General features: G+C 41.2%; 14 protein-coding genes. 1 reads left to right on the top strand and 13 read right to left on the bottom strand.

Annotated features, from left to right (window positions below):
* Window positions 1-45: 45 nt before the first annotated feature.
* The 9 genes from tuf to rplK form a co-directional block, all read right to left on the bottom strand.
* The gene (gene tuf / locus H3R33_RS00955) at window positions 46-1,236 is read right to left on the bottom strand and encodes an elongation factor Tu (RefSeq protein ID WP_110438408.1); all 1,191 of its coding nucleotides are present in this window, start codon (window positions 1,234-1,236) and stop codon (window positions 46-48) included.
* Between the two features lie 68 nt (window positions 1,237-1,304).
* Window positions 1,305-1,781 (bottom strand): 30S ribosomal protein S7, encoded by a 477-nt coding sequence (gene rpsG / locus H3R33_RS00950; protein ID WP_122123905.1) that lies wholly within the window; start codon window positions 1,779-1,781, stop codon window positions 1,305-1,307.
* Between the two features lie 15 nt (window positions 1,782-1,796).
* Window positions 1,797-2,168 carry a 30S ribosomal protein S12 gene (gene rpsL / locus H3R33_RS00945; RefSeq protein WP_003621118.1) on the bottom strand — a complete coding sequence of 124 codons (372 nt, stop codon included), beginning with the start codon at window positions 2,166-2,168 and terminating at the stop codon, window positions 1,797-1,799.
* A gap of 368 nt (window positions 2,169-2,536) precedes the next feature.
* Complete coding sequence (rpoC, locus tag H3R33_RS00940) at window positions 2,537-6,787, bottom strand: DNA-directed RNA polymerase subunit beta' (protein WP_232342097.1); 4,251 nt, start codon at window positions 6,785-6,787, stop codon at window positions 2,537-2,539.
* A gap of 82 nt (window positions 6,788-6,869) precedes the next feature.
* A complete protein-coding gene (rpoB, locus tag H3R33_RS00935) occupies window positions 6,870-11,042 on the bottom strand; it encodes a DNA-directed RNA polymerase subunit beta (RefSeq protein WP_198184549.1) in 4,173 nt (1,390 codons plus the stop codon).
* Window positions 11,043-11,298: 256 nt separating this feature from the next.
* Complete coding sequence (gene rplL, locus H3R33_RS00930) at window positions 11,299-11,673, bottom strand: 50S ribosomal protein L7/L12 (RefSeq protein ID WP_122123908.1); 375 nt, start codon at window positions 11,671-11,673, stop codon at window positions 11,299-11,301.
* An 85-nt stretch (window positions 11,674-11,758) separates the two neighbouring features.
* Entirely contained in the window at window positions 11,759-12,283 is a 525-nt protein-coding gene (gene rplJ / locus H3R33_RS00925; protein WP_110438413.1) for a 50S ribosomal protein L10, read from the bottom strand.
* A 272-nt stretch (window positions 12,284-12,555) separates the two neighbouring features.
* Window positions 12,556-13,251 (bottom strand): 50S ribosomal protein L1, encoded by a 696-nt coding sequence (rplA, locus tag H3R33_RS00920; RefSeq protein WP_110438414.1) that lies wholly within the window; start codon window positions 13,249-13,251, stop codon window positions 12,556-12,558.
* 3 nt (window positions 13,252-13,254) lie between these two features.
* A complete protein-coding gene (gene rplK / locus H3R33_RS00915; RefSeq protein WP_110438415.1) occupies window positions 13,255-13,689 on the bottom strand; it encodes a 50S ribosomal protein L11 in 435 nt (144 codons plus the stop codon).
* Window positions 13,690-13,944: 255 nt separating this feature from the next.
* On the opposite strand from rplK, the gene H3R33_RS00910 reads away from it, so the two are divergent.
* Window positions 13,945-15,135: a hypothetical protein gene (locus H3R33_RS00910; RefSeq protein ID WP_155565793.1), complete on the top strand. Its 1,191-nt coding sequence runs from the start codon at window positions 13,945-13,947 to the stop codon at window positions 15,133-15,135.
* A gap of 17 nt (window positions 15,136-15,152) precedes the next feature.
* Here the strand turns inward: H3R33_RS00910 and H3R33_RS00905 are convergent, their stop codons facing one another.
* The 4 genes from H3R33_RS00905 to H3R33_RS00890 form a co-directional block, all read right to left on the bottom strand.
* Complete coding sequence (locus H3R33_RS00905) at window positions 15,153-16,694, bottom strand: efflux transporter outer membrane subunit (protein WP_198184548.1); 1,542 nt, start codon at window positions 16,692-16,694, stop codon at window positions 15,153-15,155.
* Window positions 16,684-17,928 carry an efflux RND transporter periplasmic adaptor subunit gene (locus H3R33_RS00900; RefSeq protein WP_198184547.1) on the bottom strand — a complete coding sequence of 415 codons (1,245 nt, stop codon included), beginning with the start codon at window positions 17,926-17,928 and terminating at the stop codon, window positions 16,684-16,686. Before H3R33_RS00900 ends, H3R33_RS00905 begins: the two co-directional genes overlap by 11 nt.
* Before the next feature lie 3 nt (window positions 17,929-17,931).
* Complete coding sequence (locus H3R33_RS00895; RefSeq protein ID WP_198184546.1) at window positions 17,932-21,081, bottom strand: efflux RND transporter permease subunit; 3,150 nt, start codon at window positions 21,079-21,081, stop codon at window positions 17,932-17,934.
* A gap of 123 nt (window positions 21,082-21,204) precedes the next feature.
* Window positions 21,205-22,422: a DNA recombination protein RmuC gene (locus tag H3R33_RS00890; protein ID WP_198184545.1), complete on the bottom strand. Its 1,218-nt coding sequence runs from the start codon at window positions 22,420-22,422 to the stop codon at window positions 21,205-21,207.
* Between the last annotated feature and the right edge of the window lie 13 nt (window positions 22,423-22,435).

Raw genomic sequence — 22,435 nt, 5'->3', positions numbered from 1 at the left:
TCCCAGCTGCAAAAACAGCTGGGAATCCAAACTAATTAGCCGAGACTATTCGGTAATTTTGGAAACTACACCAGCCCCAACAGTACGTCCACCTTCGCGAATAGCGAATCGCAGACCTTCATCCATGGCAATAGGAGCAATCAATTCAACATCCATCGCCGCATTATCACCAGGCATCACCATTTCCACACCTTCTGGAAGATGTACAACACCAGTTACGTCAGTTGTACGGAAATAGAATTGTGGACGGTAATTGGTGAAGAATGGAGTATGACGCCCACCTTCTTCTTTTGTAAGAATATAAGCTTCCGCCTTAAATTTGTTATGTGGCTTAATGGTTCCTGGTTTAGCCAGAACTTGACCACGTTCAACATCTTCACGTTTTGTTCCACGAAGAAGCGCACCGATATTGTCACCCGCTTCACCACGGTCAAGCAACTTGCGGAACATTTCAACACCGGTAACTGTTGTTTTGGTTGTTGGATGAATACCAACAATTTCAACTTCTTCACCAACAGTGATTTCACCACGTTCCACACGTCCGGTGACAACCGTACCACGTCCAGAAATAGAGAAAACATCCTCTATTGGCATTAAGAATGGACGATCAATTGGACGTTCTGGCTGCGGGATATATTCATCAACAGCATTCATCAGGTCAAGAATACGGTTTTTACCCAATTCTGGATCACCATCTTCAAGAGCAACCAAAGCCGATCCTTTGATAATGGGAATATCATCTCCAGGAAATTCATACGAAGAAAGTAATTCACGAATTTCCATTTCAACAAGCTCAAGAAGTTCAGGGTCATCAACTTGATCACATTTATTCATGAATACAACCAATGCTGGAACACCAACCTGACGAGCCAAAAGAATATGTTCACGAGTCTGTGGCATAGGACCGTCAGCAGCTGAAACAACCAGGATAGCACCATCCATCTGTGCCGCACCTGTGATCATGTTTTTAACATAGTCAGCGTGACCAGGACAGTCAACATGAGCGTAGTGACGTTTATCTGTTTCATACTCAACGTGTGCTGTTGAAATGGTAATACCACGGGCACGTTCTTCAGGCGCCTTATCGATCATGTCATAGGCAGTAAAATCCGCACCACCTTTTTCTGCCAAAACTTTTGTTATAGCAGCTGTTAATGTTGTTTTACCATGATCAACGTGACCAATAGTTCCAATGTTACAGTGCGGTTTATTCCGCTCAAATTTAGCCTTTGCCATTGTCTCTCTCCGTTAACTCGGTTTTTACCAAGAAATTCGGTTAAAATAAATTAAGTTCAAACTTATACTTACCAGCGATAATGACTGAATGCTTTATTTGCTTCAGCCATACGATGAGTATCCTCGCGCTTTTTAACAGCCGCTCCACGATTATTGATAGCGTCATGCAATTCGTTTGACAATCTTTCTTGCATAGTATTTTCGCCACGTTTGCGGGAAGCGTCAATTAACCAGCGAATTGCTAATGCCTGACGACGGTCAGCACGAACTTCTACAGGCACCTGGTACGTTGCACCACCTACACGGCGTGAACGAACTTCAACGGCTGGCTTAACATTATCCAAAGCTTCGTGAAACAGGTTTACAGGGTCCGCTGATTCACCGCCACGGGCACGTAGAGATTCCAATGCACCATAAACGATTTTTTCAGCAATAGATTTTTTACCATCATACATCAACGCATTCATGAAACGCGTGATGACCACATCACCAAACTTAGGATCGGGAAGTATCTCACGCTTTACTGCGCGGTGTCGGCGACTCATGCCTTTTAATTCCTCTTATTTTGGACGTTTAGCACCATACAAAGAACGACGTTGACGTCGCTTTGCAATTCCTTGTGTATCCAGAACACCACGTAAAATATGATAACGCACGCCTGGCAAATCCTTAACACGTCCACCACGTATTAAGACCACACTATGTTCTTGCAAGTTATGACCTTCACCAGGAATATAACTCACCACCTCATAACCGTTTGTCAGACGTACCTTTGCAACTTTACGCAATGCTGAGTTTGGCTTTTTAGGTGTTGTTGTATAAACACGAGTACATACCCCTCGTTTTTGCGGGCATCCCTGCAAAGCAGGAACCTTATTGCGCTTGGCAGCAGGTTCGCGGCCTTTAGCGATTAATTGGTTAATGGTCGGCATTCGCCTTTCCCGATCCTTACTATTTCTAGGTCAAGCAACGCAATATTGTTACTCGACGGTCATTACAACAATTAACATTTAATTAAATAAATGCCACTAAAGTTGGCATAAAAATAAAACCATATACCTTATAAACGATGTTTTATCTAATGTGCCATAAATTTATTCAACAGATAACGATGCTTTTTAACAAGACCCTTGTTAAATTGCAAGCTATTTTTAAAACAGCTTAAAATTGAACTAGGTATCCTTGTAAAAAACATTTTATTTTTGCCAAAAGACAAAAATGACCCGTATTTTAACTTATCAAATGGGCATTTCTACCCATTTGATAAAACTGAAAACGAATAAAGTTATATACTTATACCTTATTCAGTGACCTGAGTCACGTCCTTTATTTTATTATTTTCTGATGTAACAGAAGAAAGTTCAACTTCCGCTTCATCATTCATCTTATTTACATCCAGAATTCGTTGTCTATCTCTTGAATAGGCCATGGCACGGAATCTGTTCATGACACTACCCGTTCCTGCAGGAACAAGACGTCCGACGATTACATTCTCCTTTAATCCCATCAAGGTATCAACCTTTCCCGCAGATGCTGCCTCTGTCAATACACGAGTTGTTTCCTGGAAGGAAGCCGCTGAAATAAAGGATTTGGTTTGTAACGCAGCTTTGGTGATACCCTGTAAAACTGGTGAACCCATTGCAGGACGCTCATTGGCGTTCATCCGTTTGATATTTTCTTGTTCAAATTCCAAGCGATCTACAGTTTCACCAATTAAATAAGTCGTATCACCTGGATCCGTCACCTCAATCTTCTGCAGCATTTGACGAACGATCACTTCAATATGTTTATCATTGATCTTCACGCCCTGAAGACGATAAACACTTTGAATTTCATCAATCAGATAATCTGATAAGGCTTCAATTCCAAGAACCTTTAAAATATCATGAGGAACACGAGGCCCATCAACAAGAGGATCGCCCTTACGGACAAAGTCACCTTCCTGTACAGAAATATGTTTTCCCTTAGGAATCAAATATTCTGTTTCTTCACCAGTGTCCTCATTACGTACAACGATCCGACGTTTTGCCTTATAGTCTTTTCCGAATTCAACCACACCATCATTTTCAGCAATAATCGCATGATCTTTCGGACGACGTGCCTCGAAAAGTTCAGCCACCCGTGGAAGACCCCCGGTAATATCACGCGTCTTGGAACCTTCTCTTGGAATACGAGCCAAGACATCACCGGCATTAACCTGCGCCCCATTTTCCACAGAAAGCAGGGAATCTGGAGACAAGAAGTAACGTGCGTCGTTACCGTTCCCCAACTTCATGACTTCCCCATTTGAATCCTTTAACTGCAAGCGTGGTCTCAAATCACGAGATTTACTTGTTTGCTTATAGTCAACAACAACTTTTGAAGAAAGCCCCGTGACTTCATCCATCCGTTCAACCAGTGTAATACCTTCAATCAGATCCTGATACTCAATTGTACCTGATTTTTCAGTAATAATAGGTAGGGTATATGGATCCCATTCTGCCATTTTCTGATGACGCTTGACATTCGATCCATTTTTAGCAAGCAAACGTGCACCATAGGGAATACGATAATGAGCGCGTTCAATTCCATTATCATCCAACAGGATAATTTCACAGTTTCTGGACATGACAATGTCAAATCCCTGACTGTTTTGAACAACATTCAGATTTATAATCTTGACCTTGCCATCGCGGGAGGATTCAACCATAGATTGTTCTGCACCTTTTTGTGCTGCACCGCCAATATGAAATGTACGCATTGTCAACTGAGTCCCGGGCTCACCAATTGACTGAGCAGCAATAACACCGACAGCCTCTCCTATATTAACAGGAGTTCCGCGAGCAAGATCACGACCATAACAATGAGCGCATACGCCAACCTGACTGTCACAGGTTAGAACAGAACGAATCATCACACTTTCAACATTAGCCTTTTCGATCGCCTCAACCTCGGCCTCCTCCAGAAGCGTGTTACGAGGATAAAGAATTTTACCAGTTGCTGGATCCGTTACATCTGCTGCCAATGTACGTCCAAGAATACGTTCTGCTAGTGAAGAAATAACCTCACCACCATCCATTACCGCACGAACAACCAATCCGCGTTCTGTTCCACAATCTGGCTCAACAATAATGCAATCCTGAGCAACGTCAACCAGACGACGAGTAAGATATCCAGAGTTTGCGGTTTTCAGGGCCGTATCAGCCAATCCTTTACGTGCACCATGAGTCGATGTAAAATAATCAAGAACAGAAAGACCTTCCTTGAAATTGGCAATAATAGGTTGTTCAATAATTTCACCTGACGGTTTCGCCATCAGACCACGCATACCGGCCAACTGCTTCATCTGGGCTGGGGACCCACGAGCTCCAGAATGGCTCATCATCCAGACAGAATTGATGGGTTGGCCAGGCTCTACATGTGAAATCTTTTTCATCATCGCTGCCTGAACCTCATCCGTACAACGTGACCAGGCATCAACAACCTTGTTATAACGCTCTCCTGCTGTAATCAAACCGTCCTGATATTGCTGCTCAAACTCCTTAACCTCTTCGGTTGTCTTGGCGACCAGTTCCTTTTTCGCATCAGGAATGATCATATCATCCTTACCAAAGGAAATACCAGCTTTAGCAGCGTAAGAGAATCCTAGTCCCATCATACGATCCGCAAAAATCACACATTCCTTCTGACCACAATGACGATAGACAATATCGATAATATCTGAAATTGTCTTTTTCGTTAATTGTTGATTGATCAATGAAAAATTGATTGCTGGGTGTTTTGGAAGAATCTGTGAAATCAGCATTCTACCTGCAGTTGTCACTACCTTTTGATAAACTAGCTCACCATCCGCATTCTTTGTTTGAAAACGACAACGAATTTTATCGTGAAGCTTCAAGGTTCTGGATGACAATGCATGTTCAATCTCACCGATATTCGCAAAAAGAGGTGCCCCCTTTTTAATAAGATGACCTTCAGAATCATATTCGGATTGATCTGGAGTTAATTTAAATTCAGGAATTTCCAGACTTAAATAATACAGCCCCAATACAATATCCTGAGATGGAACAATAATAGGCTTACCACTAGCAGGACTAAGAATATTATTTGTGGACATCATCAAAACACGTGCTTCGAGCTGCGCTTCCAAACTCAATGGCACATGAACCGCCATCTGATCACCGTCAAAATCTGCATTGAAGGCAGTACATACCAATGGATGCAACTGAATCGCTTTACCCTCAATCAAAACAGGCTCGAAAGCTTGAATACCCAAGCGGTGTAAAGTTGGTGCGCGGTTAAGCATGACAGGATGTTCACGAATAACCTCTTCAATAATATCCCAAACTTCTGGACGTTCTTTCTCAACCATACGCTTAGCTGCCTTAATGGTCGTCGCATGCCCATATTTTTCAAGCTTGGAATATATAAATGGCTTGAACAATTCCAATGCCATTTTTTTAGGCAAACCGCATTGATGCAATTTCAATTCAGGACCAACCACAATCACTGAACGTCCAGAATAATCCACACGTTTACCAAGCAGGTTTTGACGGAAACGTCCCTGTTTTCCTTTAAGCATATCTGCCAAGGATTTTAATGGTCGTTTATTCGCCCCTGTAATTGCCCGTCCTCTACGTCCATTATCAAACAACGCATCAACAGATTCCTGCAACATACGTTTTTCATTACGAATGATAATATCCGGTGCACGCAATTCCATTAACCGTTTCAACCGATTATTACGGTTGATGACACGACGGTACAAATCATTGAGATCTGATGTGGCAAAACGGCCTCCGTCCAATGGGACAAGCGGTCTTAATTCAGGTGGAATGACTGGTACAACACTCATGATCATCCATTCAGGACGACAACCACTTTCTGCAAAAGCTTCCACAAGTTTTAAACGTTTTACAAGTTTCTTACGTTTGACTTCAGAGGTCGTTTCTTTTAATTCGGCGCGTAATTCGACTTTTTCAACATCACAATCGATATTGACCAGAATTTTCTTAATCGCTTCCGCACCAATCCCTATTTCAATACCTTCATGCCCATATTCTTCCATGGCATCAAGATATTGATCCTCAGTCAGCAGGCTAAATTGTTTTAATGGCGATGTCCCGGGTTCTAAAACAACATAATTTTCAAAATACAAAACCCTCTCGAGATCTTTCAAAGTCATATCGATCATTAATCCGATACGACTTGGGAGAGATTTCAAAAACCAAATATGTGCAACCGGGCTTGCAAGCTCAATATGCCCCATACGTTCACGACGCACTTTGGCAAGCGTAACTTCAACACCGCATTTTTCACATACTATGCCACGGAATTTCATCCGTTTATATTTACCACAAAGACATTCATAATCCTTGATCGGACCGAAAATGCGCGCACAAAACAATCCATCCCGTTCTGGTTTAAAAGTACGATAATTGATTGTCTCTGGCTTTTTCACTTCACCATAAGACCAAGACCGTATCTGTTCAGACGAGGCCAATTGAATTTTAATCTGATCAAACGTCATTGCTTGGCCAGTCTGACCAAGAATTTTCATAAGTTCATTCATTCGCCAAAAACCTTTTGGGGGGTTGAGGTATTCATAAACTGAATACCTCATTGATAATATTTAAAAAACCTAACAATCTACTTTATTCAGCACTTTGTTCAAGTTCAACATTTAAGCCAAGGGATTTTAATTCCTTCACTAGCACATTAAAGCTTTCAGGTATACCAGCCTCAAAATCGTCCTGATCTTTAACGATCGCTTCATAAACCTTAGTACGGCCTGAAACGTCATCTGATTTAACCGTAAGCATTTCCTGCAAGGTATAGGCAGCCCCATAAGCCTCCAAGGCCCATACCTCCATTTCCCCGAAACGCTGGCCACCAAATTGGGCTTTACCACCCAATGGTTGTTGCGTCACCAATGAGTAAGGACCAATAGAACGCGCATGGATTTTATCATCAACCAGGTGATGCAACTTAAGCATGTAAATATAACCAACCGTCACTTGGCGCTCAAAAGGATCTCCCGTACGTCCATCAATCAATGTACTTTGCGCCGAAGGATTAAGCCCCGCCTCTTTCAACATGTTTTCGATATCAGGAATGCTTGCTCCATCAAACACTGGAGTCATAATCGAGACACCCTTACGAAGATCATTACAGAAATTAAGCAGTTCAGCCTCTGAAAGATTGGCTATTTTTTCATTAAACGTTTTTTCGCCATAAATCAATCTAAGGCGATCCAAAAGTTCCTGTTTCTTTTCACCAGTCTTCATATACTGATCAACAACTTGGCTGACTTGTCTACCCAGATTTGAACAGGCCCACCCCAAATGGGTTTCAAGGATCTGACCGACATTCATACGGGAAGGCACACCCAACGGATTCAACACGATATCAACAGAGGTTCCATCCTCAAGAAATGGCATGTCCTCAACTGGCACAACACGGGAAACAACACCCTTATTTCCATGACGACCGGCCATTTTATCCCCAGGCTGTAATTTTCTTTTAACGGCAATGAAAACCTTAACCATTTTCATAACACCAGGAGGAAGCTCGTCACCACGCTGGATCTTATCAACCTTGTTGTTGAAACGCGCCTGAATATTGGAAACCTCACGATCAAAGTCACGTTTTATCTGTTCAATATTAGCCATTACATCATCATCGGCAACAATGATATGACGCCATGTTCCACGGGGATGTTCGGCCAACACTTCTTCCGTTAAATCCGTTCCTGATCTAATTCCCTTGAATCCTGCCCCGGCTTTCTGATTGAGAAGATTCTCTTTCAACCTGTTATAGAACGCACGTTCTTGAATGGCCAACTCATCATCACGATCCTTGCTTAACCGTTCAATTTCAGCACGTTCAATTGCCATTGCACGTTCATCTTTATCAATACCGCGACGAGAGAAAACACGAACATCGACAACGGTCCCACTTGTTCCAGGCGGTAATTTCAGGGATGTATCACGAACATCAGAAGCCTTTTCACCAAAAATAGAACGTAAAAGCTTTTCTTCAGGTGTCATCGGGCTTTCACCCTTGGGGGTGATTTTACCCACCAAGATATCACCGGGATTTACTTCAGCACCAATATACACGATACCAGCTTCATCCAGATTGCGCAGCGCTTCCTCCCCGACATTGGGGATATCCCGAGTTATTTCTTCTTGACCCAATTTTGTGTCACGTGCCATCACCTCAAATTCTTCAATATGAATGGAAGTAAACACATCATCCCGCGCAATACGTTCTGAAATCAGTATTGAATCTTCGAAATTGTAACCATTCCATGGCATGAAGGCAACAAGAACGTTCCGGCCAAGCGCCAATTCACCAAGCTCTGTTGAAGGACCATCAGCGATAATATCGCCAGCCTTAATATGATCACCAACATAAACCAATGGACGCTGATTGATACAAGTTGACTGGTTAGAACGCGTGTATTTCCGTAAACGGTAAATATCAACACCTTGCGTTGCACCATTTTCATCCGTTGCACGGACAACAATACGAGCTCCATCAATCTGATCAACAATACCACCACGACGAGCCACAATCGTTGCTCCAGAATCTCTTGCAACTGCGGCTTCCATTCCTGTTCCAACTAATGGCGCATCTGACCGAATTAATGGAACGGCTTGACGCTGCATGTTTGATCCCATCAAGGCACGGTTTGCATCATCGTTTTCAAGGAACGGAATCAGGGCGGCGGCAACAGAAACCAATTGCTTTGGCGAAACATCACAAGCAGTAACCTCTTCTGGTTTTACCAGTTGAAAATCGCCATTTTGTCTTACAGAAACAAGATCTCCTGTCAAATGTCCATGACTGTCCTGTTTGGCATCTGCCTGTGCGACGATAAGCTTTTCCTCTTCCATGGCGGAAAGATATTTCCACCCATCTTGCAACTGACCATCCTTGACCAAACGATAAGGTGTCTCAATAAACCCGTATTTGTTTACTTTTGCATACGTTGCCAAAGAATTGATCAAACCAATATTTGGACCTTCGGGCGTTTCAATCGGACAAATACGTCCATAATGTGTCGGATGAACGTCACGAACTTCAAATCCGGCACGTTCACGGGTCAGCCCGCCCGGTCCCAAAGCGGATAAACGACGTTTATGTGTAACTTCTGACAATGGGTTCGTTTGATCCATAAATTGCGATAACTGTGATGAACCAAAAAATTCACGAACGGCGGCAACAGCCGGTTTTGCATTAATAAGGTCATGCGGCATGACTGTATCAATATCAACAGAGCTCATTCTTTCACGAATGGCACGTTCCATTCTTAACAAACCAAGACGATATTGGTTTTCCATCAATTCACCCACAGAACGTACACGACGATTTCCAAGATTATCGATATCATCGACACTTCCTTGTCCATCTTTTAATTCGCACATGATTTTGATCGTCCGCAAAATATCAATTTTACGAAGTGTACGAATAGTGTCATCCCCTTCCACACCAAGACGCATATTCATTTTTACACGTCCAACAGCAGAAAGATCATAACGATCAGCATCAAAGAATAATCCGTGAAACAACGCCTCTGCCGTTTCAGCCGTTGGAGGTTCACCAGGGCGCATGACACGATAAATATCAACCAGCGCATCATCTCTGGACGTATTTTTATCAACAATCAATGTATTTCTGATCCAGGGACCGACATTATTGTCAATCGCCAGCGTTGGTATTTCTTTTAAACCAAGCTCTTCCAGCGTATCCAGTATAGCTTCGGTAATCTCTACACCAGCCTCGGCATAAATTTCACCGGTTTCTTCATTGACCAGATCATGAGCAAAATAACGTCCAAGCAAATCTTCCCGTTTAACAAGCACGTTTTTCGTTTTTTCAGCAATCTTGCGAATAAGCCTTGCAGTCAACTTGACATTTTCTTCAGCTACAATCTCACCAGTATCCGCATCAACCAAAGGGGACAGTAATTTTAAATTGCGAAAAGCATCCTGCTCAAACGTGCGAGACCAACCATCAGCAACTTTTTTGAAAACTACTGTATTATAAAAATATGAAAGGATTTCATCATCATCCATTCCATGAACAAGAATGGAATCCACATCCCCACCCTCTTTAATTTTCGCCTCTCGCAAAGCAATCGAATTTTCACCCTCAAGAGCATACAAAAAGGTTGTAACAGGAATTTTTCTCTTTCGATCTATTCGGACGTAAATTAAATCTTTACTATCAAATTCAAAATCTAGCCAGGAACCACGATAGGGAATTATTCTTGCCGTAAACAAAAATTTGCCTGATGAATGGGTTTTCCCACCATCATGGTCAAAAAACACCCCTGGACTGCGATGCATTTGAGATACGATTACACGTTCAGTACCATTAATAATAAAGGTGCCATTTTCTGTCATCAAAGGCATATCGCCCATATAGACAGGTTGTTCCTTAATATCACGAATAGAACGAGACCCCGTATCTTCGTCAATATCCCAAACGATCAAACGAAGAACGACTTTTAATGGTGCCGCGTAAGTCAATCCCCGCTGAAGACATTCCTCAACATCATATTTAGGTTCTTCAAATTCATAATTTACAAATTCAAGACGACCATTACCTGCAAAATCGCTGATTGGAAAAATAGATCGAAAAACCTCTTCCAAACCAGTTAATGAACGATTTTCCGGCTTTACATCTCGTTGTAGAAAAGCCTCATAACTTGCCCGTTGCACATCAATTAAATTTGGCATCGGAGCAATTTCAGGAATCCGTCCAAAATTTTTACGAATGCGCTTGCGCCCAGTGAACGATTTGCTTACCGCGTTCATCGTGTATTGTGCCCTATCGCCTGCTTCCGGATAAATTTGTCACACAAACCATCTGGATAATTATAAACTCATGATCCCAATAAGGGATCACACTCTCACTAATCCCTAATATATAAAGGGAATACTATTTTACAATCGTTAAATATTTTTCCTTTTAACGACCAAGCAGGCGGAAACCCCTACTCACGAGCTCCGCCTTACCTTATTTTAAAGTCTAACAGCAGAAAGAAAATTTTCTACCGTTTGCTTCATAGCCTTATTTAATTTCGACTGAAGCGCCTTGTTCTTCAAGGGTCTTTTTAATTTTTTCAGCTTCATCCTTACTTACGCCTTCTTTAAGCGTTTTAGGAGCCCCCTCAACCAAATCCTTAGCTTCTTTCAAACCAAGACCTGTGATGGTGCGCACTTCTTTAATAACATTGATCTTCTTATCACCAGATTTAGCAAGAATTACATCGAATTCAGTTTTTTCTTCAGCTGGAGCAGCACCACCAGCAGCTGGAGCAGCGGCAACAGCAACAGGAGCAGCAGCAGAAACGCCCCATTTTTCTTCCAACATTTTAGAAAGCTCAGCAGCTTCTAATACGGTTAAAGCAGATAATTCATCAACAAGTTTAGCTAGATCAGCCATTTATATTCTTCCTATTCATATACTAATAAGTGATTTGAGATAAGTCCACTGATTATTCAGTAACTTTTTAAAGACTTAAATTTTATTAAGCCGCTTGCACATCACCTTTGTCCGCATAAGCACCAAAAACCCGTGCCAATTGACCAGCAGGAGCTTGTAATACACCAGCAATACGTGTGGCAGGTGTAGAAATAAGCCCAACCAGTTGTGCACGAAGCGCATCCAAGGATGGAAGCTCTGCAAGGGCCTTGACCTGATTCAAATCAAGTAATTGGCCACTTAACGCTCCACCAAGCACAACAAGTTTTTCATTGGTTTTGGCGAACTCGACGGCTACTTTCGCAACAGCAACTGGATCCTCTGCCCAAGCAAGAGCTGTAGGCCCAGTTAGCATTGGCGTAATGCCTTCGAATGGGGTACCTTTTGCGGCGAGGGTGACCAAGCGGTTTTTCCCAACTTTATAAGTTGCCCCAGCAGCACGCATACGACGACGCAAATCCGTAACATCAGCAACCGTTAATCCCGCATTGCGCGTAACAACGACCATTGAAGTGTTTGCGAAAACAGATGCCATGGAAGCAACAAAAGCTTGTTTTTCCGTGCGGTCCAAATCCCGTCTCCATTTTGATCAGTTAAATTTATAACTGTTCAGGTTACCATTTAGATCAATAAAATGAATTTTATTGATCCGGTTCGCCTGTCCTTAACGGAATCACTAGCATATAAATAATTTTTCAATCTATAATACCAGCCCCGTCTTCCATGCGCGGTTCTAAACCTTTAAAATTTTAAATTACGTACGGTCTTGGACAGGTTTGAGACATTTTAAAATGTCTCGACAATATTATCCCCTTATCAAAAAGGGATAATAAAACTTTTTTATTAACCAGCGTTAACGCTAGCAATATCCACTTCAATGCCAGGACCCATTGTTGAAGAAAGATAAATCTTTTTCATATAGGTACCTTTAACCCCTGTTGGGCGTGCTTTTTGCACAGTATCAACAAAAGCTCGGATATTTTCAAGAAGATTTTCAGCACTAAATGATGCCTTACCCACACCAGCATGAATGACACCGCCCTTTTCGGCACGGTATTCAACCTGACCTGATTTTGCAGCTGTTACAGCAGACTTAACATCCATTGTAACCGTTCCCAATTTGGGATTAGGCATCAAACCACGTGGACCAAGAATTTTGCCAAGACGCCCAACCAGCGCCATCATGTCAGGGGTTGCGATACAACGGTCAAAATCAACCTGACCCGCCTGCACTTTTTCCGCAAGATCTTCATCACCAACAATATCTGCGCCAGCCGCTTTAGCCTCTTCGGCTCTTTCACCCCGTGCAAAAACAGCAACACGCAAAGTTTTTCCTGTTCCATGTGGGAGTGACATTAAACCTCGAACCATCTGATCCGCATAACGAGGATCAACACCTAAATTAATGGCAATTTCAACTGTTTCGTCAAATTTAGCCTTCGCATTATCACGAATCAATGCAACAGCATCTTTCAATGCGTAAAGCTTATTTCTTTCAATTGAAGCATAAGCTGCAGCAATACGTTTATTCTTTGCCATCTCTTAAGCCTCCTCAACCTTCAAGCCCATGGAACGTGCAGATCCTATCAACATACGAACGGCACCATCAACGTCATTCGCATTCATATCTTTCATCTTTTGCTCAGCGATTTCACGCAATTGGCTGATTTTTACTGTACCAACAGTTGCACCCTTACCAATAACGGAGGCACCTTTGGAAATTTTTGCAGCTTTCAACAAAAAATAAGTATTGGGGGGTGTTTTCGTGATGAAGCTAAATGTACGATCTGCATAAGCTGTGATCACGACAGGAATAGGCATTCCTGGTTCCAGGCTTTGTGTTGCAGCATTAAACTCTTTACAAAATTGCATAATATTTAAGCCGCGCTGACCTAGGGCAGGCCCAACAGGTGGGGATGGATTCGCCTTTCCAGCTGGAATTTGCAATTTAATGTAGCCAACAATCTTTTTGGCCATATCCGGGTCTCCTTAACATTAATCTACCCAGACCGCGGTTCACACGAAAACCCAAAGAAAAATTCTTTTTTCCTTGTTGCTAAAGTAATCTCCCGCGTTCCGATAAGAGTTGATATTTTTCTTATAGTTTACAAAGTTTGTCAAGATTTTATTTAAAATCCAATAAAATATTATTCTTAAAGATTGAAAAAAAAAATTATTCTTTTAAAAATTACAATTAATCAATAATTAATATAATCTAAAGGTAATCAATTAATGAAACATCTCATGATTTTACGTTGCGGTACAAAATCCATTCACAAATCATGGATACACCTTATACAAAAAATAATGGACATCGCTTTTGTATATTATGATAATGCTGATTTTTCACAAGACAACCCTACTTACACATATAAAGTTGAAGGAACAAAATTAAGTGGGGTTCATGACTTCATCATTAATAACCCAGATATTATTAATCAATATGATTTCTTTTGGCTATTTGAAGACGATTTATATATTTCCTATCAATCAGCAAGAAAAATCGTTAATTTTATTAATAAATATCAACCTGTCTTATCTGCCCCATCTTTAACGTTAGAAAGTTTTTTTACTCACCCTATTACACTGCAACAACAAACATTACTCTTACGAGGAACAGATTTTATTGAATGTATGGCTCCCATAATGAGCAGAAAATTTTTGAAAAACACCTTAGCTCAACTAAAAGAATTCCCACTATGGGGTATTGAAAGATATTGGCAGCATCTATTATGGGAAATGCAAGAGATTGCTTTTATCTACGATCAATGGCCTATAATACATACCAGAGCCCTTGGAACAGGAAGTTTATATCAAACAGCAGAAAAATTGCACATTGATTTTTTGGCGGATGATTCTAAAGCACGCGACCTATATGGGGGAAAATTCAACCACTCCTTACCTACTATACTTTTTGGATTAACCAATCAAAGTGATCCTGAGTTTTTAATTGCTTCTCAATTAAAAAAACATATTAACTTCAATTACTATATATTTGAAGAAATCTTCGAAAACGTAGCGAATCCCATTCATAATGAGCTTCTCCATCAATCAAATCATCGTAATACTTTATTCTCACAATTTCTATCTTTTTCCACGGTTCAAAAGCTTTTATCTATTAGAAATTTTTCACCTGATGAAAGTAATATTATTGTTCGTGAGTGGGCTTATGGCAGTCAAACAGACAATGTTTGTTGGTGTAATAATATGCAATTTGACATGAAAGGCCGTGTTCATAATTATTATCATGAAAACGAATATTATTGGAAAATCATTAATGGAAATTTAAATTTAATTTCCAAAGATCAGAAAATATCCACTATATTTGATCATAAAGAAATAACTCCTGATAATAAGATAAAATTAATAGGAAAATTCAATGGCAATGAACATCAATTACATTATTTAGAAGAAAGACATTAATTTCTTATCTGATGAAATTAATATTGAATCTTTTTATTTTTTGTAGGTAGGTTTTTATCAAATCCTAGATGATTATACTGCAAAACTTTAAAAGATTCTAAATTTTTAATAGGCAAATTCTGTCTACCCCATCCCCCACCTAATGCCACCACCAAATTAACTGAAGCCTGCATTAAGCTAATTTGACTTTGAACTTCAGCCAATTGGGCGGCTAATGCGGCATTCTGGGCTGTAACAACGTCTAGATAAGTGGTTAATCCTCCTGTATATAATGACATTGCCATTCCCTGTGTCCGTAAGGCCGCTTCAGAGGCCTCCTTATTTTGTTCTAATTCCAGCCGCATCTTTTGCGTTAAGGTAAGATTATCCTCAACCTCGCGAAACGCATCCAAAACAGTGGAGCGATATTGATCCCGTGTTTGTCGGTAGACTGACCAGCCCTTTTGTAAACTTGCCCGACGTAATCCCCCCTGAAACAAGGGTAAAGTCCCCTGAATTGCCGCAGACCACATGCTGTTGGCCATATTTGCCAAGCCAAATCCCTTGTCCTGAAAACCACTTGCCGCGTTAATCGTGATATCAGGATAAAATGCAGCTTTTGATATGCCTATATGGCGATTGGCAGCGGCCATCTGTCGCTCAGCACTGGCTATATCAGGTCGACGTTGTAATAGAGATGATGGAAATTCCACTGGTATATTCGGTATATAATCATTTAGATTTGTTTTTACCGATTTTATATGAAAATCTGCGGGGAATTGATTAACCAAAACAGCGATCGCATGTTCGGTCAAATCCCGTCTGGCCTGTATCTCTGTTTGTTGTGCCTTTGTAATTGCCAATTGATTTTCGGCACGTGAAACGTCTATCCCAGCCGAAATGGCACCTGCCTGACGCATACGCGTGATATCAACCGCAGCTTCATAATATTGTATGGATTGGCTTAAAACCTCATTCTGAGCATCATACCCACGTAAAAGCATATAACTGCCTGCCAGATCCCCTTCCAGAGATAGTTTTGCAGATTCATAATCAGCAGCTTTCGCTTGAACCAGGTTTCTTTGCATCCTTATTTCATTTCTAATTTTACCCCATAAGTCTGCTTCCCATAAAACAGAAGCCTGATATTGAATATTTGTTTCTTCAATTGGAGCATGACTGGTTTTACTTCGGAATAACCGGTGATGGGATTGTTTATATCTTCCACCACCAGCTTCAAGATTTAATTGTGGGTACAAATTCGATCTAACCTCTCCAAGAACAGCGCGACTTTGCATATAGGTTTCTGCTGCCGCTTGCAAATCAGGGTTATTTTTTTCCAGATCGCTTTCCAGTTGATTTAACACAGGATCATGGAATATCTCCCACCATGCACCTTTAGGAATCTGATCCTCAGGTTGAGCAATATGAAAAGGGGCTGTTCCATGCCAATTTTCAGGCAGAACATAATGAACAGGTTTGTAATGCGGGGCTAAATCACATCCATTCAGAAAAACAAGACAAGCCATTAACAAATAACCATATGGTATATTGGCTTTATCTGTCTTCTTATTCCACATTGGATTCAGCCGCATTTTTCTTGAACGAATCATTATCATATTTTTTTGTTACAGATTCGCTATTTTGAAAATTATCGTTATATCCTGGTGTGCTATCTACAATTTTAACCTGTTGCCCATTTAATAACCCAGCTGATGGATTATTCACAATCCAATCCGTTTTTTTTATCCCTGCCAATACCTGAATTGATTTACCAAGATTATTTCCTAATTTTACCTTCTGCATCCGAACCCGATGATCATTCCCGACAACGGCAACTTGCATACCCTCACTACGAAAAATCAAAGCCTGTTCTGGAATGATCAAAATATCTGGATCTGCTGGGGTTATAAAATGAACCTGTACAAAAGTTCCGGGCCATAATATATGAGAGGCGTTTTCAACGGTCAATTCAGTTGTCACTGTACGGCTGGCCATATTAAACGCCCTTGCAGATGTCAAAAAATCCGCCTGAAAGGTTTTTCCCGGATATTGAATTGTTGTCAATTCAGCCTTTAACCCTTTTTTCAGGATTGATGCATAATCCTGCGGCACATCTACAAAAATACGGAGTTTATGAATATCAGAAACCGTAAACAACTCGGTTGCCTTACCTTGACGGCTTAAATCTCCATTATTATTCACAAAATCCCCTACATCCGTTAATCGCGATGTAACAACGCCACTAAAGGGGGACCTGATTTTTTTGAATGCCTGTAAAGCCTCATACCGGGCCACTTCATGGCCCGCTGCATCCACTTCAGCCTTTTGAACTTTAGCATTGGCGACCTGAACATCAACTTCCTGCTGAGATACCGCTCTGGTTCCTGACAAGGCCTGCCAACGTCTTGCCGTAACTGCCGCCAATTGGTAGCGTGTCTGGGCAACTTTCAAATTTGCTTTTGCAGCCTCATACTGCGCGTCCAGACCAGGAGTGTCAATTGTTGCCAGTAATTCACCCGCTTTTACAGTCGCACCATAATCCTTGTACCAATGTTGGACATATCCTGATACCTGTGCATAGATTGGCGCCTGATACCATGCCGATACATCTCCAGGCAAAGTAAGACTTCTTATCGCTGGACCTTTTTGTGGCTGGATACATTGAACAATGGGAAATGAATCTTTCCTGGCCTGTTCTGTCAGTTTGACAACATCGTGCTGTCGCTCAACAATTCCAAAAATTGCGTAAATACAAGCGCAAATTCCAATCATTAAAAAAATAGCCTTGTTTTTTTTTGAAAAGTTGGACATCCACTATTCCTTTATCCGGCCATGACGGTTATAAACCAATGCAAACACACATGGAACAAACAACAAGGTTGCAAATGTAGCCAGAGTTAGCCCCCCCATAACGGCTTTACCTAAAGGGGCATTTTGTGTGTTACTGAATGACATCGGTATCATGCCAATTATCATTGCCGAAGCCGTCATTAAAACAGGCCTGATACGACCATATCCGGCCTCAACTGCGGCTTTTACCGCATCTCCATGCTCAGCAAGCCGTTCCCGAGCGAAAGAAACAACAAGAATGGAATTAGCAGTGGCCGTTCCCATGCACATAATTGCCCCTGTCAACGCGGGAACAGACAATGCATTATGACTGATAAACAAACTCCAAGAAATCCCTGCCAGGGCACCCGGCAATGCAGTGATGATAATAAATGGATCTAGCCAGGATTGAAAATTGACAACGATAATCAGATAGACAAACAATATAGATAATGCCAATCCCCCCAGTAATTGCATATAAGCATTATACATTGTTGTAGCCTGCCCCCGAATGGCTATTGTAGAGCCACGGGGTATTGTCGCCTTTTCCCTTTTGATAACTTTTTTGATATCCCTGCTGACAGCCCCCAGATCTCGCCCTTCATTACTGGCATAAATCTCAAATACGGGCATGATATTGTAATGGGATATTTCACCACCTGATCCTGTATGATCAATACGGCTCAAGGATCCCAAAATCTGCGACTTGATTTTCTTTTCCCCTCTTTCGGAACCATTGACAGGAATGGTTTCCAGATCATTCATATTCTGTAAATCAGATTGTGGGGTTTGAATATTCACTAAATGAGACACCCCTGTCTTGATATCCAGCCAATAAGTGGGTGCGACCTGTCCGCTTCCCGATAAGGTTGCAAGAGCATTATTTGCAATATCCGCCTCAGTTAATCCTGTACTAAGAGCAAAATCACGACGGGTATTAATCATCAGGGTTGGTGTAGAAACCGTTTGTTGAACCCTTACATCCGCAATACCAGGAATACGCTTTAATTTTGCGGCAATATGTTTTGCATACTCATAGTTACCTGCCAAGTTTCGACCCACGATCTGCACATTGATCGGGGCAGGTAAACCAAAATTTAAAATTTTGGCGGTGATATCACCCGGCGTGAAGGCAAAGTCTGTTCCTGGAAATTTTTTTCTTAATCCATGTCTGAGAATCTGGCGATATGCTGCAACAGGAGATTCAGAATTCCTCAATGAGATTGTCATGTCACAATCCTGTGACCCTATTGTCGGAGTTGCAACATAAGCCTGGTTGATACTGCTAAAGGGCAAACCACAATTATTGACAATTTCATAAACTTGCCCAGGTAACAAATCACTGATTTCTGAATTGACTAGATAAGAAATTTTACCTGTTTCCTCAATTCTTGAACCCAGAGGAGCACGCATGTGTAAATCTAGTTCACCAGATTTAATTTCTGGAAAGAAATCCTGTCCGACAAAAAATAATAAACCTACAGACAAAAAAGAAAAACTTAAAAAAATTAGGATAAATTTTTTCTTAACAAAAAGAATTTTATGCAAAAAAATCCTATAGTATCTTCTGAATTTCTCAAATCCCTGATCAAAATCATGCTGGAATCGTGCGAAAAAAGTTTCTTTTTTTTTATTGACGCCATGATTTTCCACTTGTCCACGCAACAGATAATAAGCCATGGTGGGAACAAAAGTTCTGGATAAAATAAAGGATGCTATCATTGCAAAAATGATCGCTTCAGCCATGGGCATGAATAACCATCCTCCCACCCCGGTCAGTTGAAACAACGGAAACCAGACGACACAAATACAGAGCGTTGAAACAAAAGTTGGAATCACAATTTGATTGGCCGCATCCACAATTGCATCATACAAGGATTTACCCATTTCAAGATGCGTGTCAATATTCTCAATCATGACGGTGGCATCATCCACCAAAATCCCGACAGCCAGGGCCAGACCTCCCAATGTCATGACATTGATTGTCTGATGCATTGCCTCTAGACCAATCAGGGCGGATAAAATCGCCAAGGGGATGGAGGTTGCTATAATCAGGGTTGATCGCCATGAACCCAGAAACAGAATTACCACAATACTGGTCAGAAATGCAGCCGTGACCATTTCCCTTACAACATCATGAACGGAATCCTTAACAAAAACTGAGGCATCTGATAGAATGCTAACATCAACCCCTGGTGGCAGTGTCTTTTGCACTTGTGGCAATAACCTTTTGATCCCAGCCACTACCTGAAGGGTGGAAATATCCCCTGTTTTCATAACGACCATCAAAATTGCCCTGTGCCCCTTCACCAAGACAAGATTCGTTTGCGGCGGGCCACCTCGATGTACCCAGGCAACATCCCTTAAAAAAACCGTTGCATTGCCGACTTTTTTAATTGGAATATTGTTAAATTCGTCAACAGCTCTGGGACTGGCATTGGTTTGAACCATAAAATCAATGGAACCGACTTTCTGGTCTCCAGCTGGCAAGACAATATTTTGCTTGCCAAGGGCATTACCTACATCCGTTGCCGTTAACCCGTAAGCCAGTAAGCGAGCCTGATTCAAATCAACTTGAACATAATTGGAAACACCTCCATAAGGTGAGGGTAATGCCGCCCCCGCAACAGAAATCAAGGCCGGTCGTATTAGATTAGATGCCATATCATAAAGCTGGGACCCGGTAATAGTTTTGGATGAGACCTTTAACATCATGACAGGGATGGATGAAGCACTGTATTTAATGACCAGGGGGGGCGTCGTACCTTTGGGCATCTGTTTTAAAACAGTTTGGGAAACCGAGGTAATTTGTGTCTGGGCCTCTGCAATATCAGTACCGGGTTGAAAAAAAATCTTCACAATTCCACGCCCATAGTAAGAATTGCTTTCAATATGCTCAATATTATCAACCGTGGATGTCAAGGCCCGTTCATAATAGTAAACAATCCGCCCCGACATATCCTCTGGCATCAAACCTGTATAATTCCAGACAACAGCTACCACTGGAATTTTAATATCAGGAAATATATCCGTTGGTGTCCGGAATATAGCCAACACCCCAAAAACAAGAATTAAAATAGCCAGAACAACAAATGTATATGGACGCTTTAATGCCGTAATTACAATTGCATTCACCTTATTAAGATCCCATCCGTCTTTCTTTAATTAACCATATGATTTGCTCGTTCCTTGATAAAATGCTGTTAAACTATTTTAAAACATACCCATCTCTCGTTAAAATAATCTTATCCATTCTGGTTATTCAGTTTCCTTTTCCCCAATTTTTTCCAGCGATTGAATAAGTTTTTGGGTTTTACGACGGGCATCAGTGACGGAACTGGCCGTATTTTCTATATAACGGGTCAATTTTTCAAAAATCATGTCAATTTTTATCATTTCTTGTCTGGTCTTGCCCAATAAACTTGAAACAAATTCCGTCTTCTCACTCAATGCCAATGAAACATAACCGAGATGAATAGTCCGTAATAAAGGCGGCATTAAGGCGGGGGACATAATTAAAATATGATAAACTCTGCCGATTTCGTCGATAAGACCGGGAATTCGAGCGATTTCCGTATAAAGTCCATCAGTTGGAACATATAAAACAGCGAATTCAACCGTTTTTGGCGGTACAATATATTTTGAAGCGATCTTTTTCGCCTCCTGCTTGACACAACTTTCCAGAGCTTTACGGGCAGCCTGTTCCGCGCCACTATTTCCTTCTTCAATAGCTTGTATTAATCGTTCATAAGCTTCCGTTGGGAATTTAGAATCAATGGCCATTAAAGGTTTATGGGAACCTTGTGCAGGCATATGAACGGCGAATTCGACAATTTCCATGCTGTTATCCTTTAAACGCACATTCCGTTCATAGGTTCCAGTTGGTAAAATATCATCTAATATTGATTGTAGCTGCGCCTCACCCCAGCCGCCACGCGTCTTAACATTTGTAAACAATCGCTTTAAATCGCTCATCTGCGCTGTTACAGAGTTAACCTCACCCATCAATTTTTGAATCTCGGAAAACTGTTCAACCACACGCTGAAAAGATGACTGCATTTGAGTTTCAACAGCCTTGTTCAGTCTTTCCGTTACAGATTGGCGCAACTCTGTTAAATTCTGTGAACTTTGCTCTGTTAAAAGCTGCATCGCCCTTGCCTGATCCAACCGTAACGTGGATTGTTCCTTCATCAAACTTTCGTTCATGACATGCAATCGCTCAGCCAGTTGGTTTTGACCATTCTGTAAACGGTCGAACAATTCCTTCTCAATTTTATCAAGATGCTGCTGCTGACGGTCTTGATCCTGTATTCGTGCGGAAGATTCCTTCTCGATTAAAAATGTTATTCTTTTTAAAATATCCTCCTGCCGATCATTTTTTTTTATTGATTGTTTCAATATAAAAACAGCAGCCAAACCAAAGCCAATCAATACAATAATGAAAATAAAAAAATATTCCGTATAATTACTTATCATTGATCTATCGTCT

The sequence above is a fragment of the Commensalibacter sp. B14384M2 genome (genome assembly GCF_016101865.1).
GTDB classification, from domain to species: Bacteria; Pseudomonadota; Alphaproteobacteria; order Acetobacterales; family Acetobacteraceae; genus Commensalibacter; species Commensalibacter melissae.
The sequence above is the reverse complement of the archived record's forward strand: the minus strand, read 5'-3'. Positions and strand labels throughout refer to the sequence as shown.

Coding starts and splice junctions, on each gene's coding strand:
- rplK (WP_110438415.1), bottom strand. CDS start 13,689: ATGGCCAAAAAGATTGTTGGCTACATTAAATTGCAAATTCCAGCTGGA.
- H3R33_RS00910 (WP_155565793.1), top strand. CDS start 13,945: ATGAAACATCTCATGATTTTACGTTGCGGTACAAAATCCATTCACAAA.
- tuf (WP_110438408.1), bottom strand. CDS start 1,236: ATGGCAAAGGCTAAATTTGAGCGGAATAAACCGCACTGTAACATTGGA.
- rplL (WP_122123908.1), bottom strand. CDS start 11,673: ATGGCTGATCTAGCTAAACTTGTTGATGAATTATCTGCTTTAACCGTA.
- rpoC (WP_232342097.1), bottom strand. CDS start 6,787: ATGAATGAACTTATGAAAATTCTTGGTCAGACTGGCCAAGCAATGACG.
- H3R33_RS00905 (WP_198184548.1), bottom strand. CDS start 16,694: ATGTGGAATAAGAAGACAGATAAAGCCAATATACCATATGGTTATTTG.
- rpsG (WP_122123905.1), bottom strand. CDS start 1,781: ATGAGTCGCCGACACCGCGCAGTAAAGCGTGAGATACTTCCCGATCCT.
- H3R33_RS00900 (WP_198184547.1), bottom strand. CDS start 17,928: ATGTCCAACTTTTCAAAAAAAAACAAGGCTATTTTTTTAATGATTGGA.
- H3R33_RS00890 (WP_198184545.1), bottom strand. CDS start 22,422: ATGATAAGTAATTATACGGAATATTTTTTTATTTTCATTATTGTATTG.
- rpsL (WP_003621118.1), bottom strand. CDS start 2,168: ATGCCGACCATTAACCAATTAATCGCTAAAGGCCGCGAACCTGCTGCC.
- rplA (WP_110438414.1), bottom strand. CDS start 13,251: ATGGCAAAGAATAAACGTATTGCTGCAGCTTATGCTTCAATTGAAAGA.
- rpoB (WP_198184549.1), bottom strand. CDS start 11,042: ATGAACGCGGTAAGCAAATCGTTCACTGGGCGCAAGCGCATTCGTAAA.